The following is a 16,963-nucleotide window of genomic DNA, read 5'->3' as shown; positions in this document are numbered from 1 at the left end:
CTTTTCCTTCGCGTATGTGAACCCGCATCGTTTGGCTGTCGATATCGTGAACCGTGAGATTGAGCCCTTCACCAAGGCGTAATCCCATGCTGTAAAGAGTTAAGAAGAAGACTTGATAACGGGCTTGTCGCGTGTGGTTAATCAGTGAGCTGACTTGTTGCGGTGTGAGTATGTCGGGCAGTCGTTTCACTTGTGGCGGCTTCACGATATTGAGCCACTCCCACTGTTTACCCAGTGTGTAGCGATAGAAAAACTGCAAGCCATTACGATCGAGTTTAATGGTGCTCCACGAGTGGGTTTGGATAAGAGACGCGAAGAACTGTTTGAGATCGGCCGTGGTTAATGTGTCAGGGACGCGATCGAAATGAGCGGTGATCCGACGAACTGCACGAGAATAGGCATCAATGGTCGCGGGTCGTTTACCTTGCAGCTTTAGGTTGGTAAGGTGTTGTTCATAAAGGGCGTTGTAGCGTTTTAAGTCGGTGGGATTCATAAGTTACTCCTGTCAACGACCATCCAAATGATGGTGTGACAAGAGTATGGCTTGCACTCGCTTTACTCTGCCGCGCAGCGGCTTCGTTCAACAAATGCATCAACACGATTTGCTACACTCGGCGTTGTCAGTTTGCCTTTAGTTTCAGTGATTAAGGCGTTAAAATTCAGCTAGGTCTGTATCGTAGCAAACGTGTTATGCAGGCGTTAGCTTAAAGGGACGTGAAGCTATGGATATTATTTCAATAATCATTGTCGTTTTATGCGCAACATTTGTGTTTCCTGCCTTGTTTGGTTTGTTCGAATTGAAAACTTCAAAGCTCAAAGCAATCATCAAGGTTGAGGATAATCAAATAACGATCCGCAAGCTGGCTGTGGAACGATTCCTTAGCTTAAAAGGCAGCACGATATGTACTACTAGCATTGTCCGTATTCAGTTTGTGAAAGACCCGATTGGAGGGACGTGCGTAACTCTGTTTAATGAATCCGATGGAGCTTTGGACTTTTGGGTTCCAGAGCACTTAATTAAAGGTGTTAAAAGTGAACTTGTGAGTGTTTGCCCGTATGCACAATTCGTTGAAATTTAAGCTAACTAATAAGGATTAAGGTGTTGCGTAGTCAACACTAAATCCCAAGTGTTGAACAAGCCCGAAGCCACATTATTAAGTAAATTGTGTAATTTAGTTTGAAGGGCACATCGCTTTTAGGTTTTTCCTCAAGGCGAGCGAGGCCAAGATAAGGTTGCGATAGCAATCTTATTAACCAGTTAGCTATTTTTCGTTTCTTTCGTCGTTACACCTCCTCTATTTTGGTTGATGCCATTCTCCTTATTATCAAATGCCTTTCGACGAACCGCACGAGAATAGGCATCAATAGTTGCAGGTCGTTTACCTTGCAGTTTAAGGTTAGTAAGGTGTTGTTCATAAGGAGAGTTATAGCGTTACAAAAGTATGGATGGTAGCTGTTTTACTCTGCCGCGTAGCGGCTTCGTTCAACAAACGAGTATGGCTCAGGCGGGCAAGGATATTTTCGATCACATTGAATCAATATATTTTCTTCATATCTCGATAAAAGTTTTCGTGCGAGCCGAGAGCTATTAGTTCGAGAGTTACAGTACCATCTTCATAGCTATAACCGAGCAATGTTAATTGCTTAACCATCTTAAATTTATGCACTCTCAAGAAAAACAGGTCACCTTTCTTCTGCTCACCAAGATTCGGATCTTCCATAAGGGCTCGAATAGCATTATCTAGATCCGTTTTTTGGTTCTTGTGTAATTTCTTGACCGCCTTCTTAAAAGTAGGTGTCTGAAGAATGTTGGTAATCTTAGTCAAAAGAGTAAGCCTCTAATTTACCTGCTTCCTTCTCAGCTTTTGCTATGACTGCTTGCTTTACGAACTCATAAGGTAGATCGGGGTTGTCTTCCATCATTTTCCCGATTTTAGCCCAGTGCTCAATTTGTTTTGGTGTAGTGCGGTTCAGTGCTTTAGCCATTATCGCAGCCTTATCAAAAAGATCTTGGTCAATACGTACACTTGCAGTAGCCATAATATGTCACCTAATTTAGTTTGTATTTATATTGTAGTAAATCGCCACAGGTGTTGCAAATTGCGCCATGACAAGCATTTAAGCAGACTGTTACGCTTGTAATTTTCTACTTGGATTAGTTTCAGTGATTTCGGTCGTAGGTTTGAGTGTTTAGGTAGTGTTGTCAGCGACTCAATTAGGCATTATGTGCTTTAGGCAGAATATCTTATGGAGGAGATAGTGAAAGATCCAGATGTCGAATTTTCCAAGTGGAAGCTAGAGAGGAAAAAAGGAAGTCTCAGATTTACTGCTCGTACATCATTTCCAGCAATCTTAGGCGTGATGGTAGGTCAAAGTATTGAGCCGTTGTTTATGTCAGAAACAGCTTGGGGGTGGATACAAACTACCGATGTATTAATGAGTGGTTTCTGGAGCTCGATTGGTGCTATCCCGTTAAGTTATGCAATATGGTTTTGGCGTGAGAAGAAGTATAAGCATCATGTCGCTAATCTTCAGAAACGCACATAATAAATCGTTTAAGGCTGATTCTTATATGTACCTCTGGCCAAATTTTATACCTGTATTTCTTAGCATCAAGTGAAATCGAAATTACCAGAACAAGGGTATTGGAAGTCGGCTACTAGTTACAGCTATTGAACACTCAGAGCTAACCTTTGCACTCAAATGAAAGAATAGATTTCGTGTTAACAGCGCTCTGTTTACTATTGGGTAATCGTGTCGCTTACGTCGTTTATAAGCAGTAATGTTCTACCCTAAGAAGTAACACTTTGTGGAGGTCTGTGTGAATATCAAAGAGTCTGATTGGAAAATCTTTTGCGAGATAAAGAGAGAAGCTGCGCAACTGTTTTGTACTCGTCAGCTAGATGAAGCCATCAAAGCGATTACTGATGAATCAGAATCTGTAGGGGAAAGGTTTCACTTTATGTGCGAGTACTCCAAAGAATCTCAAAAGCAAATGAAGCTTATTTTTGATGGCCATTCTCGAAGCCGAGCATTTATCCAACTCATGCAAATGTGCGAGGAAGGTTTGGTTGTACCAAAACAATTCGAACGCCTTTCAGAGGAGCTCAAAAAAGACATTACGAACACTCTAGAAAGAAGAGCCTAAGGAAAGTCGGGCAATCAGGCCGCTTGACCCAGTAAATGTACGATAACCTTCCAAGATAAACTGCTACAACCATCCTAATATTACTCCTCTTTATTCGCTAATTCGGTATCCGAATCCATGACTTTTGGCCAGGGAGGCTCAGTGTTATGTTTTGAAAAGTGAGTGTGCGGAGCCTAGCGAAAAAGCGGTCTAGTCTTTGTGTTAGAAAAACTACTGTATAAGTCCACCTTTCGTCCACCCTTAATCCACCCAAGCAAGGCTGGGATAAAGTGGGGAGAGGAAAAGTTGATTATTTTCAGTGTATTGCGCGAGATTTGAGGCGTTTTTGAGGGCTCAGAAACGGTGAAACCCCGATGTTGGTAGCATCGGGGTTTCGAATTTCTAGATTTCTCGACTGGTAAGATCGATTATCTTTTCTATGCAGAAGGCTGGATTAATCCAATCTTATTCCTTGGTAGGGAATTAGATACGGATGAAGTCCATGTGCTCAACTTTAGGCTTGAACGCGTGACGTTGAACGTCTTGCGGCTTAACCTTAACTTCTGCGCCGTCAATCACTAGAGTGATTGTTTCGTAGAATTCAGGCTTATCCATTTGGTTGATCACGTCAGCGTGAACAAGTTCGATAGCTACAGCTGCTGCTTCGCCACCGTAGATTACAGCTGGGAATTTACCAGCGTGACGTAGGCGGCGGCTCGCACCTTTACCTAGTTCAGTACGTACTACTGCTTCAAATTTCATAGTTTTACTCTCAAATTAGTAAAAATTAACTTCACACCTCAATGCGACCTTGAGTATGTGGTAAAGCTTAGGCATAAACGAGTTCATGCTTAAGCGAGCGCGGATACTAACATCACATTCAAATCTGAGCAAGTCAGAAGCCCATCTCAAAGTGAATTTCCTTCGATAAATGATTCGTTTGGAGATAAAACGTTCACTAGCGCTTATTTACCCCATTTTATCGTCTTTTACATTGCCTATCTTATCTAATTATAGCGTTGCTACATCATCAAGTTAATGAACGGAAAATGAATGTTTGCCTAAGACTTGGTTAAGGCTTGGTTGGTTAATCTTAGTGTTAATTAAACAGCAGAATGAATAGGTGAAAATATGGAACCGGTAAGCATTGTCGTAATTACGCTAAACGAAGAGAAACGCATCAGCCGCTTAATGGAAGAGTTGAGTGTGCAAACCCATCAAGAATTTGAAGTGATTGTTGTCGACTCGAACAGTGAAGACAACACAAGAGGGGTGGCACAAGCTTATGAAAGCGCGTTGCCAAAGTTAACGGTTCATCATATGGAAAATCGCGGTGTGAGCCTTGGCAGAAACACAGGCGCTTCATTAGCGCAGTACAACCGAATCCTTTTCTTAGATGCCGACGTGAGTTTGCCCCGAAACTTCCTTGCGAAAGCGCTTTATGAACTAGAGGAGAAGAAGCTTGAAGTGGCGGGTGTGTACATGAGCTCGAAAGGTCTGCCGCTTGTACACAAGTTTGGTTACGGGCTATTTAACGCAGGCTTATTTACTACCCAGTTCTTTTTCCCGACGGCGATTGGCGCCTGTATTTTCTCGACTAAACGAGCGCATGATGAAATCGGCGGTTTCGATGAAGAGATCGTACTGTGTGAAGACTGTGACTATGTAAAACGTGCGAGCAAAACATGGCGATTTAGATTCCTGAATATGACCTTTGGTTTTGACCCACGTCGTTTAAACCAAGATGGTGTTGTAAAGACAGGGTCTACTTACCTTAAAGCCAATGTAAGACGCTTTTTTAAAGGCGAAATGCGTAACAACGAGATGAACTACAAGTTCGGTCATTATAAAGAACAGTAAGCACTGAGGTTGTTATGTTTGATGGACTAGGGCTGTTTCTGGGGGCGTTGGGTGATGCTCTCATTGGCCCAAACCTATTTGTACCGGGAGAGCCCTTCTTTATCGCAGCGGGCTTTCAACTGTATTCAGGTGCATGGATGGCGTTGGTTTTGGTGATGCTAGGCGGTTTGCTTGGTGACCAACTCAGTTATTTTATTGGCTATAAATACGGTGCGAAAGCACAGCGAAGGCTCATTAAGTTTCGTCCTAAAACCAAACGATTAATTGCGCGCTGCCGTTACCTAATTGCTCGCAAAGGCACATACATCATTCTTTTTGCTCGCTTATTAGGGCCTATCGCTTGGGTTGTGCCATTTATAGCGGGCTCACATCGAGTGCCGTGGCGTAATTTTAGTGTGTTGGCGTTGTTCGGCTTGGCTCTTGGTGGTGGACAGTTCATTGCTTGGGGCATGTTACTGGCGCACGGTGTTGAAAACTTCCCGTGGCTTAATAGCCTCAAGATATTTATCTCTGAGCATAATAGCTTGATCGCCGGTGTGTTCACGGTATTGGTTTTCACCATTATTGGCTATCGGATGAAGTGGCGACGCTTGGTACTTAAGTCGAGTGCGCTGTTGTTGGCGTGGGTATTGTTTGCGAACTACGCTCACTTTTTCTGGAAAGCGGACGATTTTCAGAATCAACCAGAGACGGCTCAAATTGACAACGTCGACTGGAATTCGGTGACCTATAAAGCGTTCCCAGGCAAATCTTCATTCTACTCGGCACAAGCTATCAACGTACTATATGTTGGAGCAACCCCAAGAGACTTAATGAAACAATTGGGCTGGATAGAGAATCAAACTTTTTCTCGAAATGAGATTGAATGGGCTGGCTATCTCGCATTGCTTAGAGACAAAACTCCGCCAGTGTCCGATTTGTATTGGCGAGACAAGCCACAAGATATGGCGTTTCAGTTGCCGGGTAATTTGATGAAGCGCAGCCACATTCGCTGGTGGCGCGCTGGTGTTGATGTTCAAACTAACCAGCCTCAGTGGTTAGGTGCAATTAGCTATGACGATGGCCTTAAAGTCACCCCTTACTCAGGCATTGTGACCATACTGCATAACATTGACCCTAATGTTGATGAAGAGCGAGATAGGCTTGCTAATCAGATACGAACGTCATTACCAGATATTGAGCTAGACAAGTACCCATTAGCAACGGTGGAAGTAATGAATGAAGATCATGACTATTATACCGACGGTAAGATCTTGATGATCGGAGTCGCAACTCATAACGATAATTTGAAAACTCTAGATGTCGCTGTGAATGAGATATAGAGCGATATATAAGAGCGACTAACTTGCGCCTTGTTTGGACCTCCTTCAAACAAGGCTTTGTGATTTCTACTGGACTATATTTAAAGAAACTTACCTGCTCTCATGTAACTCCTCAACTATAAATTGTTCAACTTTGACTATGCTGATTAAGGGCGAACAAGCAGCGAAAACTGAGGATAACGTTATGCAAATGAATCCGATTGGTTGGTTTGAAATATATGTTGATGACATGTCGAGAGCAAAAATTTTTTATGAATCAGTATTTAAAGTGACGCTGGACAAGTTAGACAATGAAACCGGAATCGAAGTTGAGATGTGGGTATTTCCTTGCGATATGGGGAACTATGGAGCCACTGGAGCTATATGTAAGATGTCTGGTGTAAAAGCGGGAGGCAACAGCACCATGGTTTACTTCTCTTGTGAGGATTGTGCCACAGAAGCAAGTTTGGCAGCGGCCAACGGTGGCGCGCTACAAGTACCCAAAATGGACATTGGTGAGCATGGTTTTATCAGTGTAGTGAGTGACACGGAAGGCAATATGATTGGGCTTCACTCGATGAGCTAATCATATTGAAGTGAGAAAAGCTTTGTTAAACCAGAATAAAGTTAAGCCCTAGCGTTGCGCTAGGGCTTATTGCGTTTAACTTTTACTGAACGTGGTTAGCCTTTGCTTAGTTTAAACACCAGAGAAGCTTTTAAGCCGCCCATAGAGCTCTTGCTGAGCGTTAGGCTGCCTCGGTAGCTGTGCGCCATTTCATTCACGATGTTAAGCCCCAAGCCTGTTCCTGGTGTGGTTTCATCAAGTCGAACACCTCGTTTGGTCACTTGCTCAAGCTTCTCTTCAGGAATGCCTTGGCCATCATCTTCAATCACCAATTCAATGTTGCCATCATCGAGTTCATTCGAATGAACTCGGATAATGCTGCTCGCCCATTTGTAACTGTTCTCGAGTAGGTTGCCGACCATTTCATCAAGATCGGTTTTTTCGACCGCTACTTCAATCTCAGAGTCTAGCTCGTTAATCATGGTGACTTCGTTGGCGGCATACACTTTATCAAACGCCATTGAGATAGCTTCAACACGCTCACAAGGGGAAGATTTCACCGATAGAATGTTCATTGCACCAGCCATGCGCGCACGGCCAAGATGATAATCTATTTGGTTCTGAATCTGATGAATGGGTTGCTGTAACAATGTTTTGTCATCGTCTGGAAGTCGCTCTATCTCATTTTTCAAAACCGACAGCGGTGTTTTCAACGCGTGAGATAGGTTTCCAGCGTGGTTACGAGCTCGCTCCAATAACTCTTGATAGTGGAAGAGTAGGGCATTGAGATCAGAAACTAATGGAGAAACCTCTTTCGGGTAGTTATCACTTAACCCTTGTTGCTCGCCGTTTCTCAACATCACCAGTTCACGTTGCATCTTACTGAGTGGCAATAGCGACCAACTGACTTGAATACCAATCAACATCAGCACGCCCACAAACAGTAGCATCAGAATCAACCAGACCTGACCAGTAAGTTCAGTCAGTGTGGATTCTAGTGGGTCTTCATCGATACCAATGGTGATCGTGACAGGGTCATTCAGTTCAGGCAGATAGATATCCTGCTCGATGTAAATCAGCTTTTCTTTCTCTGGCCCTTTGACTGATGTGTGAATCGGCGAACGCTTGATGGTGAGGTCTTTATCCCATAGCGAGCGAGATCGAATAATCTGATCTTGGGTAGCGGCGCGCCAATAAATACCACTGTAGGGTTGGTTGAACCTAGGATCAGACAGACGCTCTGCCATGATTAGGTTACCACTGTCATTGGTTTCGATATTGGCGGTTAACTCATCCATGGTTAAAGCAAGCTGCTGCTTCATGTCATCGACGAGGTAGTCATTCACCAGTTTCGGAATTCCGACACCTGCCGCTAATATCATCGCACCTAGCCAAAAAGCCGCGGCAAGAAGCAAGCGGCTTTTTAGACTGACGTTTTTAAGTGTTCGTTTTTTTAGATTCATACGTTACCAGCCTGTCTTTACTCATCTTGCTATGAGAACAACAACGATCAGCACAGGCTGCCCACTAATTGGAGATTGCTCTTAGCTTAATTAAATACAGCATTATTCAGCATTCAGTTGGTAGCCAAGCCCGCGAACGGTTTTGATGATTTTAGGTGCGATTTTCTTACGAATACGACCAATGAACACTTCAACCGTGTTTGAATCGCGGTCAAAATCTTGCTTGTAGATGTGTTCAACCAACTCAGTGCGCGAGATAACTTTGTTTTGGTTATGCATGAAATAAGCGACCACTTTATATTCAAGCGCCGTGAGGCTAACTGCTTGGCCTTGCCACAATACTTTAGAGCTGCGTGTGTCTAGGCTTAGATCACCAATTTGAAGTATAGGAGCAGCACTGCCTGACGCTCGGCGCAGCTGAGCACGAATGCGGGCAATCAGCTCGACCATTTCAAATGGCTTAGTTAGGTAGTCATCAGCACCTGCATTCAAGCCTTCTACACGCTGAGTAAGCGTGTCGCGCGCACTTAGGATAATCACTGGCGTGTTAATGTTTTCGTCTCGAATACCTTTTAATACGGTTAGGCCGTCAAGCTTAGGTAGCCCTAAATCGAGAACGATGGCATCCCACTCTTCCGATGTTGCACGGTAGAGTGCGTCGATACCGTCTTGAGAAAGCTCTGGAACCCAATCGGCTCCCTCAAGGGTGTCTAGAATTTGTTGGCCTAAACGAGGTTCGTCTTCAACGACTAAAATTTTCATGTATCACTCTTTTATTGTTATTTATTATTCGTGGGAGTTTTTGATCGCTTCTTTAAAGTTGCGACCTTTAATCATCAGCATTTCTAACGTTTCAGCGTTGTATTCCACTTTAATGATATTGTTTTGGAAATTTATTTTTAGCTCATACACCCAAATATCATCGTCTTCTTCTAGTTCTACTTTAATGATTCGGCCATGAAGATCATTTTCAACCGCAGCATACATTTCTGAGAAAGGGCGAATGTAGCCCTCTTGCACCGCTTCATAGACTTCGTCTTGATCTTCTTCAAATTCGATACGGGTTCCCGCTTTATGAACATCTTGTACAAGATCATGACCGTTATGGTGATCATCTTGTGCAAAGCTTGATGTCGAGCCTATAGCTACAGCGATACAGATGAGTATAGCGCTTGGTTTTTGCATGCAGTGGCCTTAGTAAAAGAAGCAAGTAACGACAGTTTAATACAATAAAAATGAATGGAGTATGAATGTGAATACGAGAGACGCTTTATCATTTTAGCAATGTAAAGTGTTGTATCAACGTGCAATTAACCAACCTGATATTCATGTTGATTCATTTGCTCAATAGTCATGCGTTGACGTTATTACATTCCCTTACAAATTACAAATAATTAACATGGTAAACTCGCAAGTATATGGACTTATGGGGCTCTTTGCCGCGCGATATTTGATTTAATAAGGATTTTAGAGTGCCATTTACAGTGCTAGTTATGTTGTTTTTTTCAGTGCTGATAACGTTCACTAGCCATGCTAATGAGTTAGATTTCAAGCAAATCAGTGATTTCGAATATGGCATGGTAGTGAGTGATTCTTCGGTTGATGCCATCCTATATAAGGAAGAAGGCTGGAGCTCAATTGTTACTTGTATTCCTGAACCTAATCAGTCGTGTTGGCTTAAGCTTGCACTACCTTCAGACAACCAATCATATGAACATCTAGTTTGGAAATCTCTTTCATCCCGGACCGGCGAGCTGTTTTTTGTTGATCAAGACGGCAAAGTTGTTGGCAATTTTTTGTTTGAGTATTATCGCTCGCTACGGCTGAACAAAAATTTTGAATACAGTCATGTTTTAGTGAAATTCCCTAGGGGTAAGACTGTAAATGCCAGTGCGTTATTTTCGAAAGAGCATCAATTAAAGCAATCACTTGTCATGAAATATGGCGTGATTCTCTCGCTATTTATATTGGCGAGCGCAATATCGTTAGTTTATGTTTATTTTGCTTGGCCGATAAAGCGATCTAAAACACTATTTATGACGTGCTATATAGTGCTGTTCTCTATGTTTTATATTTACAAGTTTGGGTTTTTATGGGATGGGTATGATGATAAAGGAACCTACGTTATAAATTTTTTTAGAAGCGACTACTGGTTCGTTTCTTATTCTTTATCTTTAGTTTGTGTGTATTTAATGCTTGTTTTTTCAAGTTGCGATAGAATAAATACTAAGCACTTACTGATTTGTTCTTCATTTGTGTTTCTACAGTTCCTTTCAGTTTATATAAACTTTGACGTTATTGTTGGATTTTTAATTAGTTCTATCCTAGCAGCCGTTGTTATAGCATTTTGTTTGATATCAAAAGAAGTTAATAATAAAGTTCAAATAATAATTAGCTATCTTTCCTGTTTTATTATGTCTGTGGTGGTTCTTGAATCATCAATGACTATTTCATTTATACCTGAGTATTACTATTTAATACAGGCGTTATTCTACTTGTCTCATGCTTCTTTTGTATTAGCATGTGTTTATGATCTTGGAGAATTAAGAGTTATTAATTTGGGCGATTATAAGAAATTGTTGTCTAACTCTGATAAAGATTTCATGACAGGATTGTATAATCGAAAATCTATAGAATATAAAAAGGTCATTGAGTGTTCTCGTTGTTATTATTACATTGATGCAAATCAATTGAAGTTTCTCAATGATAGTCAAGGTCACCATGTAGGTGATCGAATGATAATAAATTTAGCTATGCGCTTCAAAAAAATAGCCGCACAAGGCGTAGGGATGGCGTATAGAGTTGGTGGCGATGAATTTGTATTAATTTGCCAAACGTCGGTTTCCAAGGAGTTGCTAGAATATTTGTTGGAACAGAACCTCACCCAAGAAACAGAAAACGCTCTAAGCTTTAGTTTTGGCCGTTATCGCAGTGGTCCTAATGAATCTGTCGAAGACTGTATTTACAAAGCTGAATACTGTTGCCGTAAAGCAAAGTCCAACAATGAGTCGTACCAAGACTGGCAGCAACAAGACGGGGTCATGCTCTATAGCTTACCGAACCTTAGAGTAGAAGCAGTTGAATTACTTAACTCGGATAGGTTGCTTTGCTTTGCTCAAAAAATTCATTCTTTAAAGGGTGTTGCTTCGAGCTATGAGCTACTGTGTCGTTTAAAAATGGAAGACGAAGAAGGGCGTGAAAAAATCGTTTCTGCTGGTGAATTGCTCGATGTTGTAGCCTCTCATGGGCTTGAGAAGGAGCTCGATTCTCGTATGCTTACTTACGCAATTGGCTTACTTGAGCATTATTCAACTATTCAATTGTCATTAAACTTCTCAGTTAAAACCATTTTCGATATGAGTGTTATCGATCGTTTATGTCATCTACCCCCTTATATCCGTTCCCGTTTATGTGTTGAAGTGACTGAGCTTGTTTTTTATCGTGCAGATGAGAAGTTTCGAAAAATAGTAGAGCGACTACAACACCACCAGATAATAGTTGCCTTAGATGATTTTGGTTCAGGTTATTCATCGTATTCAATTTTATCTGAAGGCTGTTTTGATACGATCAAGCTTGATGGTTCGCTTGTTGAAAATATTAACAGTTCTGATTTTAAGAAAAAAATGGTGCACTCATTAGTTGAGTTGGCAGAAATGAGCCAAACTAAAGTGGTTGCAGAACGTGTTGAAACAATTGAAGAGTTAAGAACTTTAGAAACGTTAGGCATTGACTTTATTCAAGGCTTTTATATTCATAGGCCAACTTTAGCCATTGAGCTTTTTGATAATATGGAAAAAGAGGCGCGGGAATCAGAAAAAGCTGAGTGCAATCTAATTTGTGGTTTAACAAGTTAACTCATGTGTGGTCATTAGAATGTGAACAAAAGGAGTGTCGATACTCCTTTTATTAATTCTGTTGATTATTTGGATTCTATTGCTTCAGTTCATCTTCGAATATCTTGTCTCTCATTTTCCAAAAGCGCCCGACTTTACGTGCAATGACGAATTGAGGTGGGCGAAATCGATGTTGGTGAGCGACCACTTTCGTTGGTGAAGATTCCTCGAAGGGGCGGTGCCTGTCTGCAAGGTGAGGGCGTACAAACTGGTCTTTGAAGTTCTGTTTCTGTTTCTTGGTGGTTAATGACCAAAACTCATGCACTTGTGCTTGGTTTTCTCCACGGTAAGTGACCTTAAGCTGCGACTTGCCTTTTTCGTCCTTGAGAACGTTAAGGTCCATTTCTAAACACTCAAACACCAACGCATCTTTGAGGTTTAACGCCTCCTTAAGCTTCTTGTCTGGGTCAACTAAGGTAGCATCGCATTCATGACAAATACGTGCGGCGATGTCGTTGTCAGCGCCGCATTCACCACAATACTTAGCACGAAAACGATAGTTACAGTGCTCGCGTTCGCCCGTGTCTTCATCGGTAAAGTAGCCTTGGCATTTACGGCCAAAGTGTTCGAGTAAGAAGCCGTTGCTGTCTAGCTTGCCCCAGAAGTTATTATTGAAGCCGCAAGCAGGGCAGGGAATAGTGATGATTTCACTGTCTGAGTCAGGCTTTGGGTCTCCGACCTCTGGTTGGTAAAGGTCGTAACTGTTGCCCGCATAGTCGAGCACTAAACACTCTTTTTTACCCGGAGATAGGCGTAAGCCACGGCCAACGATTTGTTGGTACAAGCTAATAGATTCTGTTGGGCGCAAAATCGCGATTAAATCCACATGGGGCGCATCAAAACCTGTGGTTAATACTGACACGTTGACCAAGAACTTGATTTTACGTTCCTTGAAATCATTGATGATTTGGTCACGTTCGAGTGTCGGTGTGTCGCCGATTACAATTGAAGCTTCACCTTCGGGCAGTAAACCAAGGATCTCTTGTGCGTGTCGAACGGTGGCTGCAAATACCATGATCCCTAACTTGTCTTTGGCCAGTTCAATGATCTGGTCGACAATTTGTGGGGTCGCACGTTTAGATTGCTCGATCACCATATCGAGTTCGGCTTCTTTGTAGCGGCCTGTACTTGCAGGTTTTAGCTGTGAAAAGTCATAACTCAATACTGGCGCATCGATCATGCGTGCTGGTGTTAGAAAGCCTTCGTCCAACAAATAACGAATCGGCAGTTCGAAAATACAGTCTCTGAAAAATCTCGGCTCTTCAGAGCGCACTTGGCCACGCGTGTGATATTGGTAAAGCCACCCCATACCAAGACGATAAGGGGTCGCGGTCAATCCAAGCACTTTTATACCCGCATTATTTTCACGTAAGTGAGTGATCACTTTTTGGTAGCTACTGGTCTTTTCATCGGGAACACGGTGGCATTCGTCGATAACCAACAGTGAAAATTGGTTAGAGAATGAATCGAGGTTGCGAACTACGGATTGAACTGAAGCAAACACCACTTGTTGGTCTGTCTCTTTACGCCCTAAACCGGCAGAGAAAATTGAACCTTTTAGCCCATAACCTTCATACTTTTCATGGTTTTGCTCAACGAGCTCTTTTACGTGCGCAAGCACTAGAACACGACCTTTAGCGAGCCTTGCTAACTCTGCAATCACCAGGCTTTTTCCTGCGCCTGTAGGCAATACAAGAACAGCCGGTGTTTGGTGTTTTCTGAAGTAATGAATCACTGATTTTACTGAGTCAGCTTGGTACGGGCGGAGTGTATACATATCGTGTCTTGTAAAATGAAAAACAAATAGTGTGAAATAGCTCAACTAATTGAGCAAAGGTGACTATAATACCCGACTTAGATTAGTTGAGGTATTCATGCGTTTAGATAAATTTCTGTGCGATGCGTTAGGCGTCACTCGAAGAGAAGCAACACACTTATTAAAATCAAAAGCAGTGACAGTAAATGATGTCATTCAAAAAAGCGGCTCGCTTAAGGTAACTGAAGAGTGCGTTGTGGAATGGCAAGGCAATGAACTGAATGTTCACGGCCCGCGTTACATCATGCTTTACAAGCCAGAAGGCTTTGTTTGTTCGCATGAAGATGGTTCAAATCGCACTGCGTTTGAATTACTCGATGAAATCAAAATGGACAAGCTGCACTTTGCAGGTCGTTTAGATGTTGATACAACGGGTCTTGTCTTAATGACAGACGACGGTAAGTGGTCTCACCGTATCACATCGCCAAAGCACAAGTGCGAGAAGATGTACCGAGTGTGGTTGGTTGAACCTGTTGAAGACGATTACGTTGAAAAGTTCAAAGAGGGCATCCAGCTTAAGAGCGAAGACGGCCTAACACTTCCAGCACACCTTGAAGTACGTGCAGAGCGTGAAGTGTTGCTAACGATTCACGAAGGCAAATACCACCAAGTAAAACGCATGTTTGCAGCACTTGGTAACAAGGTAGAAGCACTGCACCGTGAACGTATTGGTGAAATCGAGATGGACGAGTCTTTAGAGTTGGGTGAATACCGTTACCTAACACAAGAAGAAGTAGACTCTATCTGGAAGTAATCTTTTCTACCGTAGATGTGGCCGACCAAGGATAGCGTCGGCTGATTATTTTGACTGGTACTAGGACAGTTTCAGCCATTATTACTATATGTTCATGTATGTGTGCGCATATTCGTGTATCACTGTGCGTATTCGTGTATTGCTACGTGTATATTCGTATATTGCTGCGTGCATGCTCGTGTTCACATAGAACTTAGTACTTAGTCGGAGAGTTATGCAAACGTCTACCTCACAGACCCCAAGCTCACAACCACAAACGCCTCAGTTAGGTTGGATGCTATTTTTGGTTTTGGGCGCTATTGGTGCTTTAACACCACTCGCCATCGATATGTACCTACCTGCAATGCCAACGATCGCCAAAGATCTTGGTGTGACAGCAGGGGAAGTGCAAATCACACTTACCGCGTACACCGCAGGTTTCGCTTTAGGTCAGTTGTTACATGGTCCGTTAGCCGACAGTTATGGTCGCAAGCCAGTTCTACTGATTGGTGTGCTCTTCTTTGCGATAGCGTCTGTCGTGAGTGCAACCACTCATGGCATTGAAGCGTTAACGTTAGTTCGTACCGCTCAAGGTTTTGCAGGTGCGGCGGCGGCGGTCATTATCCAAGCGGTTGTGCGTGATATGTTCGACCGTGAAGATTTTGCAAGAACCATGTCGTTCGTTACCTTAGTGATGACGGTTGCGCCATTAATTGCCCCTATGATTGGTGGTTATTTGGCATTGTGGTTCGGCTGGCGTTCAATCTTTTGGGTGTTGGCTATTTTTGCGGTTATCGTGATTCTTGCGGTTATCATTAAGATCCCTGAAACACTGCCTGTTGAAAATCGTCAGCCATTGCGCTTTAAAACGACGATTCGCAATTACGCTCGTTTATGTAAAAACTCGACCGCTATGGGCCTAATTTTCTCGGGTGCGTTCTCGTTCTCTGGGATGTTTGCATTCTTAACCGCAGGCTCTTTTGTCTACATTGATGTCTATGGAGTACGTCCTGACCTGTTTGGTTACCTGTTTGGTCTGAACATCGTTGCGATGATTCTGATGACGACAATTAATGGTCGAATTGTTAAGAAGGTTGGCTCTCATACCATGCTGAGAGCAGCTCTGGTCATCCAATTACTGGCTGGCGTAGGTTTACTTGTCGGTTGGTTATTGGATCTCGGGCTTTGGGGTATTGTGCCGTTTGTGATGCTATTTATTGGCACCATTTCTACTATCGGCAGTAACTCAATGGGTCTATTGCTCAGTGGTTATCCAAACATGGCAGGCACGGCTTCATCGCTTGCGGGAACATTAAGATTTGGTACTGGTTCTGTCGTTGGAGCTATCGTTGCGATGCTGCCAAGTGACAGTGCTGGGTCTATGGCTATGGTAATGGCTGCGTGTGCAGTAATGTCAGCATTACTATATTGGACATTAGGAAAGAAGGCATAATGTCAAAATACTATATTGAAATTCAGAAGTTAGTGAATGATGCATTAGGCGAGCTTTATGCTCTGCACAAAGCAGGCAAAGCGATTGATGCGCCTATTGCGAACAACCTTTATCTAGTTCGTTGGGTAACGAAGGCGATTAAATCCCAAGCTTATGATCGCGTGATTGTGCCTGATTTGGTGCGTTGGCAGAAGCAGGGCCGTTCAAAGGGCAATAACTCTGATTTAACTTTTACCTTCAAACGTATTTCTGCGTTTTACGGACGTTTTTTCCCTGAAGGCGAAGAGCCTAAAGCGCTAAAAGACAGTGATGTTGAAGCGTTCATGGACAAAATGTACGAGATGGGTTGGAGTGTATCAAGTGAAGACGAGCTAACGACTGGCGGCAAGATTCAATTCTTCACCGATGGTGAGCACTCTTTTGCTTTGTGTGGCAAACAGTGTGACGACTCTTTCGACGGTGAGCTGATGGTTAAGCCAATGAACTGGTTTGTTCGTGGTAATCACGCCGAGTTCATTCAAGCAGCGATGGAAGCGGGCTTTATGCTTCACAAAGTGACGGACTATAAGTCTGCGGTGAAGTATCACGGTGAATACATCGTTTACCCTGCTAACCAAGGCAACCAGCTAGCTGAGATCCCAATTAGCGTTATTGGTTAATCTCGTGACAGTTAAAAATATAAAGACCGCCTAAATGACTAATGCCGTTCACTTAAGAGTGAACGGCATTTTTGTTCTTAGCATACCGTTGTG

Annotated in this window: 18 protein-coding genes and 1 pseudogene; 10 read left to right on the top strand and 9 right to left on the bottom strand. The window is 42.8% G+C overall.

Going from position 1 to position 16,963, the window contains the following annotated elements; all coding sequences use genetic code 11:
• Positions 1-493 (bottom strand): tyrosine-type recombinase/integrase (locus tag ACED53_RS20610; RefSeq protein ID WP_371715299.1); only part of this gene is annotated, 493 nt, incomplete at its 3' end.
• 229 nt (positions 494-722) lie between these two features.
• Here ACED53_RS20610 and ACED53_RS20605 point away from each other — a divergent pair.
• Positions 723-1,079, top strand: a complete 357-nt coding sequence (locus tag ACED53_RS20605) for a hypothetical protein (RefSeq protein WP_017101175.1) — start codon at positions 723-725, stop codon at positions 1,077-1,079.
• A gap of 257 nt (positions 1,080-1,336) precedes the next feature.
• Here the strand turns inward: ACED53_RS20605 and ACED53_RS20600 are convergent.
• The 3 genes and pseudogenes from ACED53_RS20600 to ACED53_RS20590 all read right to left on the bottom strand — a co-directional run.
• Positions 1,337-1,432 (bottom strand): annotated as a pseudogene (locus ACED53_RS20600) (integrase); the annotation flags it as partial.
• Between the two features lie 103 nt (positions 1,433-1,535).
• The gene (locus tag ACED53_RS20595; RefSeq protein ID WP_017101176.1) at positions 1,536-1,826 is read right to left on the bottom strand and encodes a type II toxin-antitoxin system RelE/ParE family toxin; all 291 of its coding nucleotides are present in this window, start codon (positions 1,824-1,826) and stop codon (positions 1,536-1,538) included.
• Positions 1,819-2,040: a hypothetical protein gene (locus ACED53_RS20590; RefSeq protein ID WP_009847096.1), complete on the bottom strand. Its 222-nt coding sequence runs from the start codon at positions 2,038-2,040 to the stop codon at positions 1,819-1,821. Before ACED53_RS20590 ends, ACED53_RS20595 begins: the two co-directional genes overlap by 8 nt.
• Positions 2,041-2,247: 207 nt before the next feature.
• Between ACED53_RS20590 and ACED53_RS20585 the strand changes: the two genes are divergently transcribed.
• Positions 2,248-2,547: a hypothetical protein gene (locus ACED53_RS20585; protein ID WP_029225514.1), complete on the top strand. Its 300-nt coding sequence runs from the start codon at positions 2,248-2,250 to the stop codon at positions 2,545-2,547.
• A 274-nt stretch (positions 2,548-2,821) separates the two neighbouring features.
• A complete protein-coding gene (locus ACED53_RS20580) occupies positions 2,822-3,148 on the top strand; it encodes a hypothetical protein (RefSeq protein ID WP_017101177.1) in 327 nt (108 codons plus the stop codon).
• 462 nt (positions 3,149-3,610) lie between these two features.
• Here ACED53_RS20580 and rplY read toward each other — a convergent pair whose 3' ends face one another.
• Positions 3,611-3,889: a 50S ribosomal protein L25 gene (gene rplY / locus ACED53_RS20575; RefSeq protein ID WP_009847093.1), complete on the bottom strand. Its 279-nt coding sequence runs from the start codon at positions 3,887-3,889 to the stop codon at positions 3,611-3,613.
• Between the two features lie 369 nt (positions 3,890-4,258).
• Here rplY and ACED53_RS20570 point away from each other — a divergent pair, with 369 nt between their 5' ends.
• The 3 genes from ACED53_RS20570 to ACED53_RS20560 all read left to right on the top strand — a co-directional run bounded on the left by ACED53_RS20570 (position 4,259) and on the right by ACED53_RS20560 (position 6,874).
• Positions 4,259-4,987: a glycosyltransferase gene (locus ACED53_RS20570; protein ID WP_012604258.1), complete on the top strand. Its 729-nt coding sequence runs from the start codon at positions 4,259-4,261 to the stop codon at positions 4,985-4,987.
• A 14-nt stretch (positions 4,988-5,001) separates the two neighbouring features.
• Positions 5,002-6,309, top strand: coding sequence for an LssY C-terminal domain-containing protein (locus tag ACED53_RS20565; protein WP_017101178.1), 1,308 nt, complete (start codon positions 5,002-5,004; stop codon positions 6,307-6,309).
• A gap of 184 nt (positions 6,310-6,493) precedes the next feature.
• Entirely contained in the window at positions 6,494-6,874 is a 381-nt protein-coding gene (locus ACED53_RS20560) for a VOC family protein (protein ID WP_029222854.1), read from the top strand.
• Between the two features lie 95 nt (positions 6,875-6,969).
• On the opposite strand, the gene ACED53_RS20555 is transcribed toward ACED53_RS20560, so the two are convergent.
• The 3 genes from ACED53_RS20555 to ACED53_RS20545 form a co-directional block, all read right to left on the bottom strand.
• The gene (locus ACED53_RS20555) at positions 6,970-8,316 is read right to left on the bottom strand and encodes an ATP-binding protein (protein ID WP_017101180.1); all 1,347 of its coding nucleotides are present in this window, start codon (positions 8,314-8,316) and stop codon (positions 6,970-6,972) included.
• A 102-nt stretch (positions 8,317-8,418) separates the two neighbouring features.
• Positions 8,419-9,078: a response regulator transcription factor gene (locus ACED53_RS20550; protein WP_017101181.1), complete on the bottom strand. Its 660-nt coding sequence runs from the start codon at positions 9,076-9,078 to the stop codon at positions 8,419-8,421.
• A 24-nt stretch (positions 9,079-9,102) separates the two neighbouring features.
• A complete protein-coding gene (locus ACED53_RS20545) occupies positions 9,103-9,501 on the bottom strand; it encodes a PepSY domain-containing protein (protein ID WP_009847088.1) in 399 nt (132 codons plus the stop codon).
• A 287-nt stretch (positions 9,502-9,788) separates the two neighbouring features.
• Between ACED53_RS20545 and ACED53_RS20540 the strand changes: the two genes are divergently transcribed.
• Positions 9,789-12,170: a GGDEF domain-containing phosphodiesterase gene (locus ACED53_RS20540; protein ID WP_017101182.1), complete on the top strand. Its 2,382-nt coding sequence runs from the start codon at positions 9,789-9,791 to the stop codon at positions 12,168-12,170.
• Between the two features lie 76 nt (positions 12,171-12,246).
• Here ACED53_RS20540 and ACED53_RS20535 read toward each other — a convergent pair whose 3' ends face one another.
• A complete protein-coding gene (locus ACED53_RS20535; protein ID WP_017101183.1) occupies positions 12,247-13,986 on the bottom strand; it encodes a DEAD/DEAH box helicase in 1,740 nt (579 codons plus the stop codon).
• A gap of 97 nt (positions 13,987-14,083) precedes the next feature.
• Between ACED53_RS20535 and rsuA the strand changes: the two genes are divergently transcribed.
• From rsuA to ACED53_RS20520, 3 genes are all read left to right on the top strand, one after another.
• Positions 14,084-14,779, top strand: a complete 696-nt coding sequence (gene rsuA / locus ACED53_RS20530; protein ID WP_009847085.1) for a 16S rRNA pseudouridine(516) synthase RsuA — start codon at positions 14,084-14,086, stop codon at positions 14,777-14,779.
• A gap of 214 nt (positions 14,780-14,993) precedes the next feature.
• The gene (locus tag ACED53_RS20525; protein WP_017101184.1) at positions 14,994-16,211 is read left to right on the top strand and encodes a Bcr/CflA family multidrug efflux MFS transporter; all 1,218 of its coding nucleotides are present in this window, start codon (positions 14,994-14,996) and stop codon (positions 16,209-16,211) included.
• Entirely contained in the window at positions 16,211-16,870 is a 660-nt protein-coding gene (locus ACED53_RS20520) for a DUF2913 family protein (protein WP_017101185.1), read from the top strand. The genes ACED53_RS20525 and ACED53_RS20520 overlap by 1 nt, the downstream gene beginning before the upstream one ends.
• Positions 16,871-16,963: the final 93 nt, after the last annotated feature.

Source organism: Vibrio sp. 1F169 (assembly GCF_041439605.1).
Classification (GTDB): domain Bacteria; phylum Pseudomonadota; class Gammaproteobacteria; order Enterobacterales; family Vibrionaceae; genus Vibrio; species Vibrio tasmaniensis_A.
This window is presented reverse-complemented; position numbering and strand designations above follow the sequence as displayed.

Excerpts from the sequence above, each read along its gene's own strand:
- ACED53_RS20560 (WP_029222854.1), top strand. The coding sequence starts at position 6,494 with ATGCAAATGAATCCGATTGGTTGGTTTGAAATATATGTTGATGACATG.
- ACED53_RS20605 (WP_017101175.1), top strand. The coding sequence starts at position 723 with ATGGATATTATTTCAATAATCATTGTCGTTTTATGCGCAACATTTGTG.
- ACED53_RS20585 (WP_029225514.1), top strand. The coding sequence starts at position 2,248 with ATGGAGGAGATAGTGAAAGATCCAGATGTCGAATTTTCCAAGTGGAAG.
- ACED53_RS20550 (WP_017101181.1), bottom strand. The coding sequence starts at position 9,078 with ATGAAAATTTTAGTCGTTGAAGACGAACCTCGTTTAGGCCAACAAATT.
- rplY (WP_009847093.1), bottom strand. The coding sequence starts at position 3,889 with ATGAAATTTGAAGCAGTAGTACGTACTGAACTAGGTAAAGGTGCGAGC.
- ACED53_RS20520 (WP_017101185.1), top strand. The coding sequence starts at position 16,211 with ATGTCAAAATACTATATTGAAATTCAGAAGTTAGTGAATGATGCATTA.
- ACED53_RS20535 (WP_017101183.1), bottom strand. The coding sequence starts at position 13,986 with ATGTATACACTCCGCCCGTACCAAGCTGACTCAGTAAAATCAGTGATT.
- rsuA (WP_009847085.1), top strand. The coding sequence starts at position 14,084 with ATGCGTTTAGATAAATTTCTGTGCGATGCGTTAGGCGTCACTCGAAGA.
- ACED53_RS20525 (WP_017101184.1), top strand. The coding sequence starts at position 14,994 with ATGCAAACGTCTACCTCACAGACCCCAAGCTCACAACCACAAACGCCT.
- ACED53_RS20570 (WP_012604258.1), top strand. The coding sequence starts at position 4,259 with ATGGAACCGGTAAGCATTGTCGTAATTACGCTAAACGAAGAGAAACGC.
- ACED53_RS20555 (WP_017101180.1), bottom strand. The coding sequence starts at position 8,316 with ATGAATCTAAAAAAACGAACACTTAAAAACGTCAGTCTAAAAAGCCGC.
- ACED53_RS20545 (WP_009847088.1), bottom strand. The coding sequence starts at position 9,501 with ATGCAAAAACCAAGCGCTATACTCATCTGTATCGCTGTAGCTATAGGC.
- ACED53_RS20590 (WP_009847096.1), bottom strand. The coding sequence starts at position 2,040 with ATGGCTACTGCAAGTGTACGTATTGACCAAGATCTTTTTGATAAGGCT.
- ACED53_RS20565 (WP_017101178.1), top strand. The coding sequence starts at position 5,002 with ATGTTTGATGGACTAGGGCTGTTTCTGGGGGCGTTGGGTGATGCTCTC.